Origin of the sequence: Flavobacterium suncheonense GH29-5 = DSM 17707 (assembly GCF_000430025.1) — a bacterium.
Classification (GTDB): Bacteria; Bacteroidota; Bacteroidia; order Flavobacteriales; family Flavobacteriaceae; genus Flavobacterium; species Flavobacterium suncheonense.
This window is the reverse complement of record NZ_AUCZ01000010.1, coordinates 92046-107749: the sequence shown is the minus strand read 5'-3', so window position 1 is coordinate 107749 and position 15704 is coordinate 92046. Positions and strand designations below refer to the sequence as shown.

Here is a 15704-nt window from a genome sequence, read left to right as displayed (position 1 = left end):
ATCCTTTGTACATTTGACTAAAGAATTTGTTCGTGGAGAAACTCAATAACATTATTTTTTACAACATCGACCATAGCATCCGACTGTACCGTATGTACGCACAAAAACAACTTCGGGAACACGGTTTTAAGATAACGATTGATCAGTGGTTGGTTATTAAATGCATTCTGGAGAATCCGACGATTACCCAGCACGAGTTGAGTGAATTGGTTTTTAAAGACAATGCCTCGGTTACCCGAATTGTCGATTTGCTGATCAAAGCCAAATATCTGGAAAAAGAAATCAATCCGGAAGACCGGCGGAAGTTTATCCTTCACGTAACAAAATCCGGAGAAGACATTATAAAAAACGTTCAGGAAATTGTGTTACAGAACCGCAGCAAAGCGCTGAAAGGCATCGCAGCCAAAGATTTGGAAACAGCCGATGCGGTTTTGCAGAAAATAATTGCTAATTGCAAATAATATCATCAGTCAAAAGATCATCAATCAAAAAACGAACGGTTATGATTAAACTTGTTTTATTTTTAATTACTCTGGTAATCACAGCCATCAGCTATATTTTTATTTAAAGTATAGCTTTTCTTTTGTTTTTAATCTTCCGGTTAAAAATTGTATCTTGCTGTTTTATCGCCTAATTGTTAATTAGTTGCCCAACTGTAACATTTTGAACAATTGTCAGACCTATTTATTCTAAAAATGTAGCGGATTATGAATATCTTAAAAACTCACTATTTATGTGCGGCTTTAGCTTTGGCTTTAGCAAGTTGCGGTACCCAGAAAATGGTTACCACTCCCGTTGAAAACATCGACAAAATGCCAATCAAGGTTGGTAAAATTGCTGAAAACGACCTGAAACGCTGGAGTCATCTGGATTTGGGCAAAGACACCATTCCGGGCATGAGCGTAGACAAAGCGTACAGCCAACTGTTGAAAGGCAAAAAAGGCAATACGGTGATTGTCGGGGTTATCGATTCAGGTATCGATATCGAACACGAAGACTTAAAACCGGCCATCTGGACCAATCCGAAAGAAATTGCGGGGAACGGAAAAGACGACGACAACAACGGTTATATCGACGATATTCACGGGTGGAATTTCTTAGGCGATTCCGACCATGAAAACATGGAATACGTGCGCATCCTGAAAAAAGGCAACGACGGTTCCGCTACCTATCAGCGCGCTAAAGCCGAGCACGAAAAAGATTTGGCTGAAGCCAACCAAGGCAAACAGACTGTAGATTTTATTTTAGCCGGGGACAAAGCCATAGCCGATTATCTGAAAAAGAAAAACTACACCCTGGACGACGTAAAAAAAATCGAAACCACCGATCCCACTTTGGTACAGTACAAAGGGATGATGATGCAGATTTTATCGCAAACATCAAAAGAAGAATTCGACAAAGAAATCCAGGAGTATAAAGATCACATTTACGGCCAGTTAAACTATCATTTGAATTTAGAGTTTGACGGAAGAAAAGCGGTAGGCGACAATCCGAACGACCTCAACGACAGAAAATACGGCAACAACAACGTAATCGGCCCTGAGAAAAAAGGCGCCAAACACGGAACCCACGTAGCCGGAATTATTGCACAAACCCGCAACAACAATAAAGGCGGCGACGGGGTGGCCAGCAACAACGTGAAAATCATGGCGGTACGTGCCGTGCCGGACGGAGACGAATACGACAAAGACATTGCTTTAGCGATTCGCTATGCTGCGGACAATGGTGCGAAAGTCATCAACGGAAGTTTCGGAAAATACTATTCCACCCATCCGGAATGGGTACACGATGCCATCAAATATGCGGCTTCCAAAGATGTTTTGGTAATTTTCGCCGCAGGGAACGATTCGTATGATTTGGATGTCATCAACAAATACCCAACCGATTCGTACAACAACCAACCTGAAATTTCAGATAATGTACTAATCATTGGAGCAATTACCCCGAACTACGGTTCCGAAATGGTGGCCGGTTTTTCTAACTACGGAAAAAGGAATGTAGACATCTATGCGCCGGGTGAGAAAATTTATGCAACTACGCCAAGTAATACGTATGCATACTTGCAGGGAACGTCAATGGCTTCTCCAAATGCAGCCGGTGTGGCCGCGTTGATCCGTTCGTACTACCCTGGCTTAACGGCGGCACAGGTGAAAAAAATCATCATGGACTCCGGAACTACTTTAACCCAAAAAGTTACGGTAGGCGAAGCGAAAGAAGTAAAACCGTTTAACGAAACGTCTAAATCCGGAAAAATCGTGAATGCTTACAACGCTTTGTTAATGGCAGAGCAAATGGCAAAAAAATAAGTATCTTTGACAGATATTGTATAATTCGGAAGGGATTTTTCCCTTCCTTTTTATTTGACAACGCATGAGAAAACAGCTTTTACTGGCACTTTTTATCCCTTGCGGATTATTCGCCCAAAACAACCCAAACCCCGGTTACTGGCAACAGCACGCCGATTACAAAATGGAAGTCACCATGGACGTGAAAACGTACCAATACAAAGGAAAACAAACCCTGGTGTACACCAACAATTCGCCGGACACCCTGCGCCGTGTGTACTACCATTTGTTCAACAATGCTTTTCAGCCGAACAGTGCGATGGATGCCCGTTTAAAGACCATCAAAGATCCGGACGGCCGCATGGTTACCAAAGTAAAAATAGGCGATAAAGAAGTGAAAGAAAGTCGTATTTCTGCCTTAAAACCAAACGAAATCGGGTATCTGAAAATTAACAATTTCAAACAGGACGGCGTACCCGCGACCAATAAAACCGTGGGAACGATTTTGGAAGTAACCTTGGCAAAACCTTTATTACCAAAGACTTCCACTACCCTTACTTTAGATTTCGACGGACAGGTTCCGGTACAAATCCGCCGTTCCGGACGCAACAACAAAGAGGGCGTGGAACTGTCGATGGCGCAATGGTATCCGAAATTGGCAGAATACGATTTCGAAGGCTGGCAGGCCGATCCGTACATCGGAAGAGAATTCCACGGCGTTTGGGGTAATTTCGATGTGAAAATCACCATCGACAAAAACTATATTATAGGTGGTTCCGGTTACCTGCAGAACGGCAACCAAATCGGGTACAACTATCAGGATGCCGGCGTAACCGTGACGATTCCCAAAAAACAGAAAACCTTAACCTGGCATTTTGTGGCGCCGAACGTACACGATTTTACCTGGGCGGCCGACAAAAATTACCTCCACGACAAATGGCAGACCGAAGACGGCGTAACCCTGCATTTCCTGTATAAAAACAATCCGAAAATTATCGACAACTGGAAAAAATTACAGCCGAAAACCGCAGCGCTGATGGCGATTTACAATAAAACCGTAGGTCAGTATCCGTACAAACAATACTCCGTTATTCAGGGCGGCGACGGCGGTATGGAATACGCGATGTGTACGCTGATTTTAGGCGAAGGTACGTTTGACGGTTTGTTGGGCGTAACCGCGCACGAAATGGCTCACTCGTGGTTCCAGCACGTTCTGGCCACCAACGAAGCCAAACACAGCTGGATGGACGAAGGTTTCACCACTTGGCTGGAAAACTACGGTTTGAATGAAATCGCCGAGAAAAAAGTAGAGAATCCACATGCGGATTCCTATGCGGGTTACTATTCCCTGGTAAAATCCGGAAAAGAGCAACCGCAAACCACTCACGCCGACCGTTACGACGAAAACCGTCCGTACAGCATCCAGGCGTACAGCAAGGGGAATATTTTCCTTTCCCAACTGGAATACCTGATTGGCCAAGAAAATCTTTTAAAAACACTGAAACGCTATTACAGCGATTTCAAATTCACCCATCCGACACCGAACGATATCAAAAAAACGGCAGAACGTGTAACGGGCGCTAATCTGGACTGGTATTTAACCGAATGGACCCAAACCACCAACACCATTGACTACGGCATCAAAACCGTGGAAGAAAACGGCGCCAATACCAAACTAACCTTAGAGCGCATCGGAAGAATGCCGATGCCTTTGGAAATCCTGGTGGTTTACAACGACGATACAGCTGAAACGTTTTACGTGCCGCAAACCCTGATGCGCTGGACCAAAGACAACCCGTATCCGAACGTAAAACGCACAGTAACCGAAGGCTGGGATTGGGCCTATCCGACGTTTGACATCAGCATCGGAAAACCTAAAACCGACATCAAAGCGATTGTGATTGACCCGTCGGAACTCATGGCCGACATCAACAAAGCAAATAACGTGTACCAGAAATAACGGAAAAGCTGTCTGAAAAGGCAGCTTTCTTTTTAATCTCACCTTGCAATTGCCCTGACGGCATTCCCGCAAAACTTCGTACCTTTGCGCCAACGATGAAAAACACTTACCCAAAACACGAAAAGCTGAAAAGCAAAACGACCATCGACCTTCTTTTTTCGGAAGGAAAATCGGTGTCGAAATATCCGTTGCGATTGGTGTATGTTCCCCTTGAAAATTCAGATGCCGGACTAAAGTTTGGGGTTTCCGTCTCTAAAAAATACTTCAAAAAAGCCGTCGACCGGAATTATTTCAAACGCGTGCTGCGGGAATGCTACCGGCTGAACAAACACCTCCTGACGGAAAACATGGCACAGCCCTATGCGATGATGTTTTTTTACCAGACCAAAGAACGGCTTTCGTTTCCGGAAATTCAGGAAAAAACTGTACAGCTCTTTCAGAAGTTTGCGGAAACCACGAAAGTTGTTAACCCATAAATTCTGAATAAACTACACTTTTTAAAACCGCTTTTGCGTTATAGCTTTAAAAACCAAAAGCTTATGAGATTTTTATTCCTGTCTGCCATTCTCCTGACCTTACCGGCGGGATGCAAAGAAGAAACCACAGAAGAAAAAACCGACGCCGTAGTCGAAACCTCGCTGCTTCCTCCACCACCAAGAGAAGTAGCTATGGAAGTGTACGATTCCGCAGCAGCGGTTGTGTCAGAAACCACTGAAACGACCCTGCAACCCAAAATCATCAAAACCGGAACCCTGCGTTTTGAAAGCGACAACCTCGATCAGTCTTTTGCAGCCGTACAACAGGCCGTAATGAAGCACAAAGCGACCGTACAAAACGACGAATCGGGAAAAAATTACAACCACAGTTTCCGCAACATCACCGTTCGGGTGCCCAATACTTCGTTTGATGCCTTTATAGCCGATATCAGCAAAGGCGTGAAACATTTCGACCGCAAGGAAATTTCGGCCGAAGATGTTACCGAAGAATATGTAGATGTGGAAGCCCGCCTCAAAGCGAAACGCCTTTTGGAACAACGCTATCTCGAACTGCTCAGCAAAGCCGCTAAGGTTTCCGAAATGCTGGAAATTGAACGCGAACTGTCCAACATACGGGAAGAAATCGAAGCCAAAGAAGGCCGCCTTAAATACCTGCAAAGCCAGGTGGCGATGAGCACGGTAAGACTGGAAATGTACACCAACAACGCTTCCGAAAGCGGCGCCACGGTTTCCTATTTCGGCAAAATGTGGAATGCGCTGCAGGAAGGCTTCAACAACATTGCAACTTTCTTTATCCGTTTACTCCACGTTTGGCCTTTTATTCTTATTTTCGTAGTGGTGATTGGATTCATCCGAAGAAGATTTAAGAAAAAAACGACCTGAAAATGTTGTCATCAATCAAAAAAAGATACATTGTCCCGGTACTTGCGGGCGGATTTCTGTTTGTGGGCGTGAGCTTTCAGCAGGATTTCTTTGAAATTGCCAAACAGCTCGAAATTTTTACCACTTTGTTCAAAACCGTTAACCAAAATTACGTGGACGAAGTGAACCCGGGCGAAATGATGGACAAAGCCATCAAAAGCATGCTGAACGATCTGGATCCGTATACGAATTATTTCAACGAACAGGATGTGGTGCGCTTCAAAATCAATTCCACGGGCGAATATACCGGAATCGGGGCGATGATCAACCGAAAAGAAGGCCGTCTGATTATCGTGGAGCCGTATAAAAACTTCCCGGCCGACAAGGCAGGATTAAAAGCCGGGGACGAAATCGTACAAATAGGCGACGTCAACCTGGTCGATTTCAAAGAAGATGCCGGAACACTGTTGCGCGGGGCCAAAAACACCAAAATCGACATCAAGTACAAACGCCAGGGCAAAATGCTGTCCACGCAAATCGTTTTGGATGAGGTAGAAGTTAAAGCCGTTCCGTTTTATACCTTACTCGCGGATAAAACCACCGGCTACATTGTCCTGTCGCAGTTTAACAGCAAAGCCTCTTCCGAAACCAAAGACGCATTGCTGAAACTGAAAGCCGAAGGCGCTACCAAAATCATTCTGGATTTACGCGGCAATCCCGGCGGTTTGCTGCACGAAGCGGTAAACATCTGCAATCTTTTTGTGCCGCAGGACGAAATTATCGTAACGACAAAATCGAAAAACGAAAAACACAACAACACCTACAAAACCCTGAAACAACCGGTCGATTTAGACATTCCGCTGGCCGTTTTGGTGGACGGGAAAAGTGCTTCGGCCTCCGAAATTGTGGCGGGTGCGTTACAGGATTTGGACCGGGCCGTGGTAATCGGAACGCGCAGTTTCGGAAAAGGACTGGTACAACGCCCTTTGGATTTGTCCTACGGAACACAGGTAAAGGTAACCATTTCGAGATATTACACGCCATCCGGACGCTGCATTCAGGCGCTTGATTACGCGCATAAAGACAAAGACGGGAAAGCCATCCGTACGGATTCAAAAAATTACAACGCGTTTAAAACCCGTCATGGCCGAACCGTTTACGACGGCGGCGGTATCCAGCCCGATCTGGAATTGCCGGAATCCAAGCAGAGCACCATTGCGGCTGCTTTACAGAAAAGCGACGGCATTTTTAACTTTGTTACCGATTACTATTATAAAAATCCGAATCTGGGTACGACGATTCCAACCCTCACGGATGCCGAGTTTGCCAACTTCAAGGCATTTCTGAAAAAAGAAAATTTTCAGCTCGATACCGAAACCGAAATCGCCCTGAAGAAAACACTGGAAGCTGCCAAAAAAGAGCGAATCGACGAAAGTATTACTGCAGAATACCAGCAGCTTTTAGCCGCACTGCAGCGAAGCGAGGAAAAAGAACTGGAAAAAAATAAAGCGGAAATCAAAACACTGCTGTTAGACGAAATCATCAAACGTTATCAATATCGCGAAGGTTTGTACCTGCATTACTCGAAAAACAATCCCGAAATCACAAAAGCTGTCAGTATCTTAGGCAATGCTTTGGAGTACAATAAGATATTAAAAAAATAATTTGTTCCGTTTTTTCCGTCGGGATATGATTTTATGATAATTTTGTGATTTAAAATCTTTCAGAAGTGAGTTCAACACATCACAGCCACCTCAACAAAGTTACGTTAGGCGGTTTAATTGTTACCCTAGGAATTATTTACGGAGATATCGGTACTTCTCCGCTTTACGTAATGAAAGCGATCGTCGGCAAACAGGCTATTGATCATGATGTTGTTCTCGGCGCTATTTCCTGTATTTTCTGGACCCTTACCTTACAGACCACTTTCAAATATGTGATTTTAACGCTTCGGGCAGACAACAAAGGGGAAGGTGGTATTTTTTCGCTGTACACCTTAGTCAAAAAACTGAAGAAAAAGTGGCTCATTGTCCCTGCGATTATTGGGGGGAGTGCCCTTTTAGCCGACGGCATTATCACCCCTCCGATTTCCGTTTCCTCTGCGGTCGAGGGGTTAAAAACCTACAACCCGGAACTGAACACCATCCCGATTGTGATTGGGATTTTATTCTTGTTGTTTTTCATCCAGCGCTTTGGCACCAAGTTTATCGGAAAGTTTTTCGGTCCGATGATGCTGTTATGGTTTGGGATGCTCGGGATACTCGGAGGAGCGCATCTGATTGGCAATCTTGAGATTTTAAAAGCCTTCAACCCTTACTATGCCTTTCATTTGCTGCAGGTGCATCACGAAGGATTTTACGTGTTGGGTTACGTGTTCCTGTGTACCACCGGGGCAGAAGCTTTGTACAGTGATTTAGGACACTGCGGGATCAAGAACATCCGCATCAGCTGGATTTTTGTAAAGGCGATGCTGGTGCTTAATTACTTCGGACAGGGCGCCTATTTAATTTCGCATCAGGGCAGTACCCTAACCGATTTGAGCGGAAACCCGGGAAATCCCGGAAACCCTTTCTATCTGGTCATGCCGGAATGGTTTTTACCCTTCGGAATTGCCATTGCAACGGCCTCAGCCGTTATTGCTTCCCAGGCGTTAATCAGCGGTTCGTTTACCCTGATTTCCGAGGCGATGCGTCTGAATTTCTGGCCGAAAGTACGCGTCAAATACCCGACCGAGCTCAAAGGACAATTGTACATCCCGTCGATTAACTGGTTGCTGTTCATCGGCTGTGTGTTTATTGTCCTGCATTTTGAAGAATCCGGAAACATGGAAGCGGCCTATGGTTTGGCTATCGTTTTGTGTATGATTATGACCACCATCCTGTTGGGCTTTTTTATGGTTTTAAAGCGTTACAATCCGGTTTTGATTGTTTTTGTACTCTTGCTGTACCTCTCTATCGAAATATCGTTCTTTCTGGCGAATATTGAGAAATTCTCCCATGGTGGATACGTTTCCGTTTTCATTGCGGGCTTTCTGGCTTTTGTGATGGTCATTTGGTTTACCGCCAAAAAAATCCGGAAAGATTACACCGAATTCGTCAAACTGGACGCTTTCAAAACCGTTATTTCCGAATTGAGCAACGACCTGTCGATTCCCAAATACGCCACGCACCTGGTGTACATGACCAATGCCAGCCACGGGGACGAAATCGAATCGAAAATCGTGTATTCCATCCTTCAGAAACGTCCGAAAAGAGCCGATATTTACTGGTTCGTACACGTAAATGTAACCGACGAACCGTATGAAATGGAATACCGCGTGCGGGAAGTGGTTAAAGACGACATCATCCGTGTGGATTTTTATCTGGGCTTCCGCGTGGCGCCGCGCATCAACCTGTTGTTTAAAAAAGTGGTTCAGGATATGGTGAAAAACGGCGAAGTGGATATTACCAGCCGCTACGAATCGTTAAACCGAAACAACGTAATTGGCGATTTCAAATTTGTTTTGATTGAAAAATTCTTATCTTACGACAATGATTTTCCTTGGTACGAAAGAATTATTTTAGATCTTTACTACCTGCTGAAAAAAATCAGTTTGTCGGAAGAAGCGGCTTTTGGTTTGGACAGCAGTTCGGTAAAGGTGGAACAATATCCGATTGTGATCCATCCGCCGGACGAAATCAACCTGCACCGTATCAACGAACGCAAATCACATCAATAACATGAAAAAAATAGGCTTACTGCTGTTGTTTATTTTCAACTTGGCTGCCGCACAAGAAGAGGTGGTACATTCCGTGTATTTTGAATTCGACAAGTTTACGCTCGATGAAAAACAGGCAAATGACGTAGTTGCTTTCGTGAAAGCCATCGACACCACGCGTATTGAAAGCATCCAGATTTACGGCTACTGCGACGACCGCGGAAAAGACGCCTACAACTACAAACTGTCAAACAACCGCGCCAACACCATCAAAAACAAGCTGATTGAGAAAGGCATTAAAAATAAAATTATCGTTACCATCGAGGGCAAAGGCCGTGTGCTGATTGAAGATGACATCATCGAAAACCTGCCCGAAGTGCGTCAGAAAAACCGCCGCGTAGACGTGGTGATGAACTTCAAACCGGTGCCAATGAAACCAATTCCGGGCGTTTATACCGATTTAAAACAGGATATGGTGGTGGGCGACCGCATTTGTTTTGATAAAATTTTATTTGATCGGGGACGCAGTGTTCTGACCAATAAAGCGCGGCTGGAATTAGACCGTATCGCCCGTTTTCTGCACAAACACAAAAACATTCATTTTGAAATTCAGGGACATATCTGCTGTACGCCCACCTTTCAGAGAGAAGCTATTGATAAAGACACTAAAAAACGTGCCTTATCACACAACCGTGCCCAGGCGGTATACAAATATCTTGTGGCGAAAAGAATTGAAAAAAAGCGTATGACATTTAAGGGTTACGGCAACACCCAACCTTTAGGCAATGGTTCGGAACAGGACAGACGCGTGGAATTTCTGATTACAAAGATTTAAAAAAACGTATGAAGCAACTCTTTACTTTTTTGCTGCTTTTCTTGGTGAGCACCGGTTATTCGCAGGAACTGACCCAGGTGAAAACCGATAAATATTCGGTATACTTCGACTTCGATAAACACAAACTGACCGATGTGGAAGATCAGAAACTGAAAGATTATGTAAAAAGCCTCGGAAACATTGTGATACTTTCCATAGGCCTGGAAGGCTTTTGTGACGACCGCGGTTCTGTGGAATACAACCGTGCCCTGTCCCAACGCCGTGCCAAAACCGTGGAAGACATTCTGCAGGAAATCGCTTCCAAGCAAAAAAACGTTGAAGGTAAAGGTAAAATAGACCTGCGCATCACCGAATTAAGTGCCGACGAACTGGATGCCACCAGAACCTTAAACCGCCGTGTGGACATCTATCTGGAATACTTTCACAACGATTATATCGATTTAAGCAAACCGAAAGATTCGCTGCCTACCAAACTCGAATTGGCCAACCGCAGTTTACGCTTAAAAACCTTTGAAGACAAGCCTCTGAAAGTAGGCGACATCATCAAACTGAAAGATTTGTATTTTGAAGGCGGTCGTGCCGTTTTATTGCGCAAATCCGAAAAACAGTTGGAGAAACTGCTGAACGAATTGCGCAGTAATCCAAACTTTAAATTTGAAATTCAGGGCCATGTGTGTTGCATCGATACGGATTATTTCCGTGATGCGGTAGACGAAGATACCGGTATCAGCAACCTTTCCGAAGCACGGGCCAAGGCAATTTTTGCCTATTTAAAAGCAAACGGCATCCCGGAAGAGCGCATGAGCTACAAAGGCTACGGTCGTGATTTCCCGCTGCAAGGGGAAAAAGAGCGCAACAACAAACGCGTGGAAATCTGCATTAAGGAAATCTATTAATCAGTTCCGTTGCATTTCGATGTGCGGAATATCGTCTTCCAGATAGGTGTCGCTGGTTTGTACAAACCCGTGGCTTTCGTAAAAACGCTTCAGGTATAACTGTGCCGATATGGTGATGTGGGTTTCGCCAAAATGTTCCGCTATGGCTTTGATGGCTGTTATCATCAGGGTGTGACCCCATTTTTTATCGCGGTAGGCCGGATGCACAATCACTCTGCCAATGGAAGCCTGCCGGAAGTAATCTCCCGGTTTAAACAGACGTGCATAAGCCACCAGAACACCGCCCGACATCCCTAAAACGTGTAAAGCTTTCTCATCTTTCCCGTCAATGTCCTGATACACGCAATTTTGTTCCACCACAAACACTTCGGAGCGCAATTGTAGTACTTGGTATAGTTCAGACAGAGAAAGTGCCTTAAACGGCTTTATTTTAAATTCCGGCTGCATCGTTTATTTTAAAAATTGTACGGATTTGATAATCGCCTCCAGTTCAAACATCATATCCCGCTTGGCGGTAGACGGATTGTACACAAATCCTTCGATTACTATATAACTTTGGGTCTTGTCGTCCTGAATAATATAATTGATAAACGGACCGTTCATAAAACTGTTTTCCAGTTCCCAGGTACCGCGCGTTTCTAATGCTTTTCGCTGATCGATTTTTGTTACGTTAAAATACGGTGCATAACTCTCTTCCGTAATCATACTCGCCTGGTCTGCTAACCCTTTGATGTACAAACGCCCAATCGAATCGCGAAGACTTACAATGCTGCTCACCAACTCCTTTTTGGGGTCGATACGGGAAAACGGAACCCTGTAAATCAAAAGACTTGAATTCCCGGAAGGAATGTCTTTCTTGAGCCATACAAACTGCTTTTTGACTACTGCATACGAAAACGCAGCAGGGATCTGGAGTGTGATGCCGAATTTCTCCTTAAGGCGTTTGTCATCAAAAAAAGCCCCGGAAGCAGCCCGTCGTTGCTGTTCGATTAATTCATAAAACTTAAGGCTGCTCACCAATGTATTGGCGTGGAGTTCGATGGTGGCAATGATTTCGGAAAGCGTCGGTCCTTTGAAATAAAAAACATTCTGTGGTGAAGCATACTGGTTTTCCACGTGTTTGAATTCATTCTCGTGACCCTTTGATATTACAATGATGTTCCGGCTGAGTTTTACGGTCTGATCGAAAATTTTAGGCGAAAACTGGTTGATGGTAAACAACGGTTCTTCTTCCTGAAGTCCGTCTACGGGAGCGGCGAGTTTTTTGCGAAGCGTATCCCCGATTTCCCCGTTCCACAAGACATCGTCGATAATAACGGAAATGGTATTGATTTTACCGGTCGCGGCAGGCAGGACCGCGTCGTGCTGCTGTTTCTCCTTGTTACAGGAAATCAGGAACAGTAGTGCCAACAGGCCGAAAAAAAAATTCGCTTTTCTCACCATAACCGTTTGAAAAGCGAATTTACTAATTTATCCTTGAATTTTGAGCTTCATTCCCGGTTGGATGTTATCGCTCTTAATGTTGTTGAGTCTTTTAATCTCGGCTACCGAACTGCCCGGATGCTTTTTAGAGATGCTCAGCAGCGAATCGCCTTTCTGTACCACATACTCTTTGATTTTGGCGTATTCTTTCTGGCGCTGTTCTTTTTTGGCCGATTCCTGAACGGTTTCCGCTTCTGCTACAGCCTGATGGTCACTTTCTTTAACGATTAGCTTCTGTCCTAACTGCAAGTTTTCGCTCTCCAGTTTGTTCAGTTCTTTCAGTTGGGCCACTGTCAGGTTGTGTTTTAGGGCGATTTGGGTAAGGTTATCGCCTTTTGCCACGATATAGGTCGCTTCCACAACCGCTTCTTTGGCCTCCTGTTTTTCTTTGATTTCATCCAGTTTAACGACTGGCTGTGCTACTTTCAGCGTATCGGATTTCTTTTTCTTCACCACGCGATCGGCTATGGTTACCGTGGTTTCGTACTGAATTTTCAGTTTCTGCCCCGCGTTGATTGCCGAACCTTTGATTTTGTTCCATTTTTTCAGCTCGGCCATGGAAACCTTGTTTTTTTCCGCAATTTCAGAAAGGTTGTCGCCGCGTTTAACGGTATAAAATTTCGTTTTCAGTTTTTTTACCGAACGGGTCACGGTACCTTCATCAAAAGCTGTTTCCGCCTCATTGGAAGCAATTGCGGTCTGTGCAGAATCTAAAGCTGTTTTTGGTTTGGGCTCTCTGAAGAATTGTTTTTCGCGCTTGCTGTCTTCATAAGCGATATAAGCATACACTTTATCTTCGTTGGAGGCGAAAATGGCCAGTTTATCTTTCGGCAGACGAAGGTAATGCGGTTTGTCCGAAACATAGGGCACCACACTGCGTTTGTAAATCGGGTTCAGGAAACGCAATTGTTCTTCCGGTATGTTCAGCAAATCGGAGATTTGTTTGAAAGACAACTGTCTTTTCACCATTACCGTATCGGTTTCAAAATAAGTCAATGAAGCGCGTTTCGGAATGATGCCGTGTTCTTTTTTGTATTCGTAGATGTACATTGTCGCATAAAATGCCGGTAAATACCCTTGGGTTTCCGGATGCATGTACTTGCGGATGTTCCAGTAATTCGTGTGTCCTCCGGAACGGCGGATTGCTTTGGAAATATTACCCGGTCCGGTGTTGTAAGATGCCAGCACCAAATCCCAGTCTCCGAAAATTTTATACATATTGGTAAAATACTGACAGGCCGCTTCCGTAGCTTTTAACGGATCGTAACGCTCGTCTACATAGGAATTCACCTCCAGATTGTACTGTTTCCCGGTTTCGTACATGAACTGCCATAACCCGCTTGCTCCCACACGGGATTTTGCCAACGGATTCAAAGCCGATTCCACGATGGCTAAATATTTGATTTCTAACGGAAGATCATATTTGGAAAGCTTGGCTTCGAACATCGGGAAGTAATATTCCGACAAAGCCATCAGGCGCTCGAAAGCACGCGGCCTGTTTTTCAGAAACGATTTGATCACGCTTTCCACTGTAGGATTGTACTCTACGTTGAACGGCGATTTCTGGTTTAATTTTTCCAGACGTTCCTTTAAAAGTTCGGTGCTTAAATCGTAAGCCACGGTTTCGCCTTGATCAACTTTGGCGATGTCCGCCTGCATGTCATCAAAAAGTTCCTGATTGCTGAGTTCTTTCATCCAGCGTTCATCGATGCAGTTACTCGTTTCGTGATGTACGAAAGTCGCTTTAATAGAATCCAGATACGATAGCTTTGGGAGCTCTTTGATTTGCACTTGATTTTCGGCCGAGTCCTGTGCCTGGCTCAGGAGCGAAAAAACGCCGAAAAGGAAGGTAAATACTTTGTTTTTGTTCATGCTTTGTTGTTTAATCCGTTATCATTCAATCGCTTACGTTGGCCACAAACATAATAGCTAATAACTGATAATTTCTAAAAATATTGTTAAAAAGTAAAATTTTAACTTAAAATAGCCGCAATGCCCGGTAAGGTTTTCCCTTCCAACATTTCCAGCATGGCGCCACCTCCGGTCGAAACGTAGCTCATTCTTGGCTCCAGCCCGAACTGTTTTACGGCCGCCACAGAGTCGCCACCTCCCACTAAGGAAAATGCGCCGTTTTTAGTCGCTTCGGCTATAAAATTCCCTAACGTGATGGTGCCTTCAGCAAATTTTTCCAGTTCGAATACGCCCAGCGGTCCGTTCCACAAAATCGTTTTGGAATCTTTCACGACGGATTTTAAGGCTTCCAGCGTTTTCGGTCCTACATCCAAGCCCTGCCAACCGTCCGGAATGTTGTTCACCTCCACGATTTGCGTGTTGGCTTCGTTGGAAAAAGCATCGGCTGCCACTACATCCACCGGCAAATGAATCTGCACGTTTTTGGCTTTGGCTTTGGCTAAAATTTCCAGGGCCAGTTCCATTTTATCGTCTTCGCAGATGGAATTTCCGATTTTCCCGCCCAAGGCTTTGATGAACGTAAAAGTCATCCCGCCGCCAATAATCATATGATCGATTTTATCCAAAACGTTCTCAATCACCGTGATTTTCGACGAAACTTTCGATCCGCCCAACACGGCTAACACCGGTTTTTCGGAATGATTCAGCACTTTATTTAAGCTTTCGATTTCTTTGGCCAAAAGCGCTCCAAAACACTTAGCGCTCGGGAAAAACTGTGCAATAATTGTAGTCGAAGCATGGGCGCGGTGTGCGGTTCCGAAAGCGTCGTTCACATAAATATCGCCTAATTTGGCTAATTTTTCCGCAAAGGCCACATCGCCTTTTTCTTCTTCGGCGTAAAAACGCAGGTTTTCCAAAAGTAACACTTCTCCCGGTTGTAAAGCTGCCGCAGCTTCTTCGGCGATTGCACCGATACAATCTGCAGCGAATTTCACGGGAACACCCAGTATTTCAGAAGTTTTAGATACAATGTGTTGTAAGGAATATTTTTCCTCCACCCCTTTCGGTCGCCCCAAGTGGGACATTAAAATTACACTCCCGCCGTCTTTTAAAATTTTGTCGATAGTAGGTTGGGCCGCTTCGATTCGGGTGGCATCGGTTACCTTGAAATTTTCATCCAAAGGAACGTTAAAGTCTACGCGAATGATGGCTTTTTTACCGGAAAAATTAAAGTCGTTCAGGGTTTTCATGTGTGTATTATTTTGTTGTTTGTTTATGGT

13 protein-coding genes are annotated in these 15704 nt (G+C 44.5%); 9 read left to right on the top strand and 4 right to left on the bottom strand.

Translation table 11 applies throughout. The features are described from left to right. Window positions 1–32 precede the first annotated feature (32 nt). The 9 genes from G498_RS0107560 (at window position 33) to G498_RS0107520 (ending at window position 11031) form a co-directional block, all read left to right on the top strand. Window positions 33–461 carry a MarR family winged helix-turn-helix transcriptional regulator gene (locus G498_RS0107560; RefSeq protein ID WP_026980624.1) on the top strand — a complete coding sequence of 143 codons (429 nt, stop codon included), beginning with the start codon at window positions 33–35 and terminating at the stop codon, window positions 459–461. 246 nt (window positions 462–707) lie between these two features. Next, window positions 708–2306: a S8 family peptidase gene (locus G498_RS0107555; RefSeq protein WP_026980623.1), complete on the top strand. Its 1599-nt coding sequence runs from the start codon at window positions 708–710 to the stop codon at window positions 2304–2306. A 64-nt stretch (window positions 2307–2370) separates the two neighbouring features. After that, window positions 2371–4245, top strand: coding sequence for a M1 family metallopeptidase (locus tag G498_RS0107550; protein WP_026980622.1), 1875 nt, complete (start codon window positions 2371–2373; stop codon window positions 4243–4245). A 95-nt stretch (window positions 4246–4340) separates the two neighbouring features. Next, on the top strand, window positions 4341–4721 hold the full coding sequence (gene rnpA, locus G498_RS0107545) for a ribonuclease P protein component (RefSeq protein ID WP_026980621.1): 381 nt from the start codon (window positions 4341–4343) through the stop codon (window positions 4719–4721). A gap of 63 nt (window positions 4722–4784) precedes the next feature. Next, a complete protein-coding gene (locus G498_RS14815) occupies window positions 4785–5624 on the top strand; it encodes a DUF4349 domain-containing protein (RefSeq protein ID WP_035744594.1) in 840 nt (279 codons plus the stop codon). A gap of 2 nt (window positions 5625–5626) precedes the next feature. Then, window positions 5627–7267 carry a S41 family peptidase gene (locus G498_RS0107535; protein ID WP_026980620.1) on the top strand — a complete coding sequence of 547 codons (1641 nt, stop codon included), beginning with the start codon at window positions 5627–5629 and terminating at the stop codon, window positions 7265–7267. Window positions 7268–7332: 65 nt separating this feature from the next. Then, window positions 7333–9321: a KUP/HAK/KT family potassium transporter gene (locus tag G498_RS0107530; protein WP_026980619.1), complete on the top strand. Its 1989-nt coding sequence runs from the start codon at window positions 7333–7335 to the stop codon at window positions 9319–9321. Window position 9322: 1 nt separating this feature from the next. Continuing rightward, a complete protein-coding gene (locus G498_RS0107525; RefSeq protein WP_026980618.1) occupies window positions 9323–10135 on the top strand; it encodes an OmpA family protein in 813 nt (270 codons plus the stop codon). A gap of 8 nt (window positions 10136–10143) precedes the next feature. Next, window positions 10144–11031 carry an OmpA family protein gene (locus G498_RS0107520; protein WP_026980617.1) on the top strand — a complete coding sequence of 296 codons (888 nt, stop codon included), beginning with the start codon at window positions 10144–10146 and terminating at the stop codon, window positions 11029–11031. Here G498_RS0107520 and G498_RS0107515 read toward each other — a convergent pair whose 3' ends face one another. From G498_RS0107515 to G498_RS0107500, 4 genes are all read right to left on the bottom strand, one after another. Beyond that, window positions 11032–11478 (bottom strand): GNAT family N-acetyltransferase, encoded by a 447-nt coding sequence (locus tag G498_RS0107515; protein ID WP_026980616.1) that lies wholly within the window; start codon window positions 11476–11478, stop codon window positions 11032–11034. Window positions 11479–11481: 3 nt separating this feature from the next. Further along, complete coding sequence (locus tag G498_RS0107510) at window positions 11482–12474, bottom strand: DUF4837 family protein (protein WP_240470467.1); 993 nt, start codon at window positions 12472–12474, stop codon at window positions 11482–11484. Window positions 12475–12501: 27 nt separating this feature from the next. Further along, the gene (locus tag G498_RS0107505; RefSeq protein WP_026980614.1) at window positions 12502–14385 is read right to left on the bottom strand and encodes a LysM peptidoglycan-binding domain-containing protein; all 1884 of its coding nucleotides are present in this window, start codon (window positions 14383–14385) and stop codon (window positions 12502–12504) included. 101 nt (window positions 14386–14486) lie between these two features. After that, window positions 14487–15674 carry a phosphoglycerate kinase gene (locus tag G498_RS0107500; RefSeq protein WP_026980613.1) on the bottom strand — a complete coding sequence of 396 codons (1188 nt, stop codon included), beginning with the start codon at window positions 15672–15674 and terminating at the stop codon, window positions 14487–14489. Between the last annotated feature and the right edge of the window lie 30 nt (window positions 15675–15704).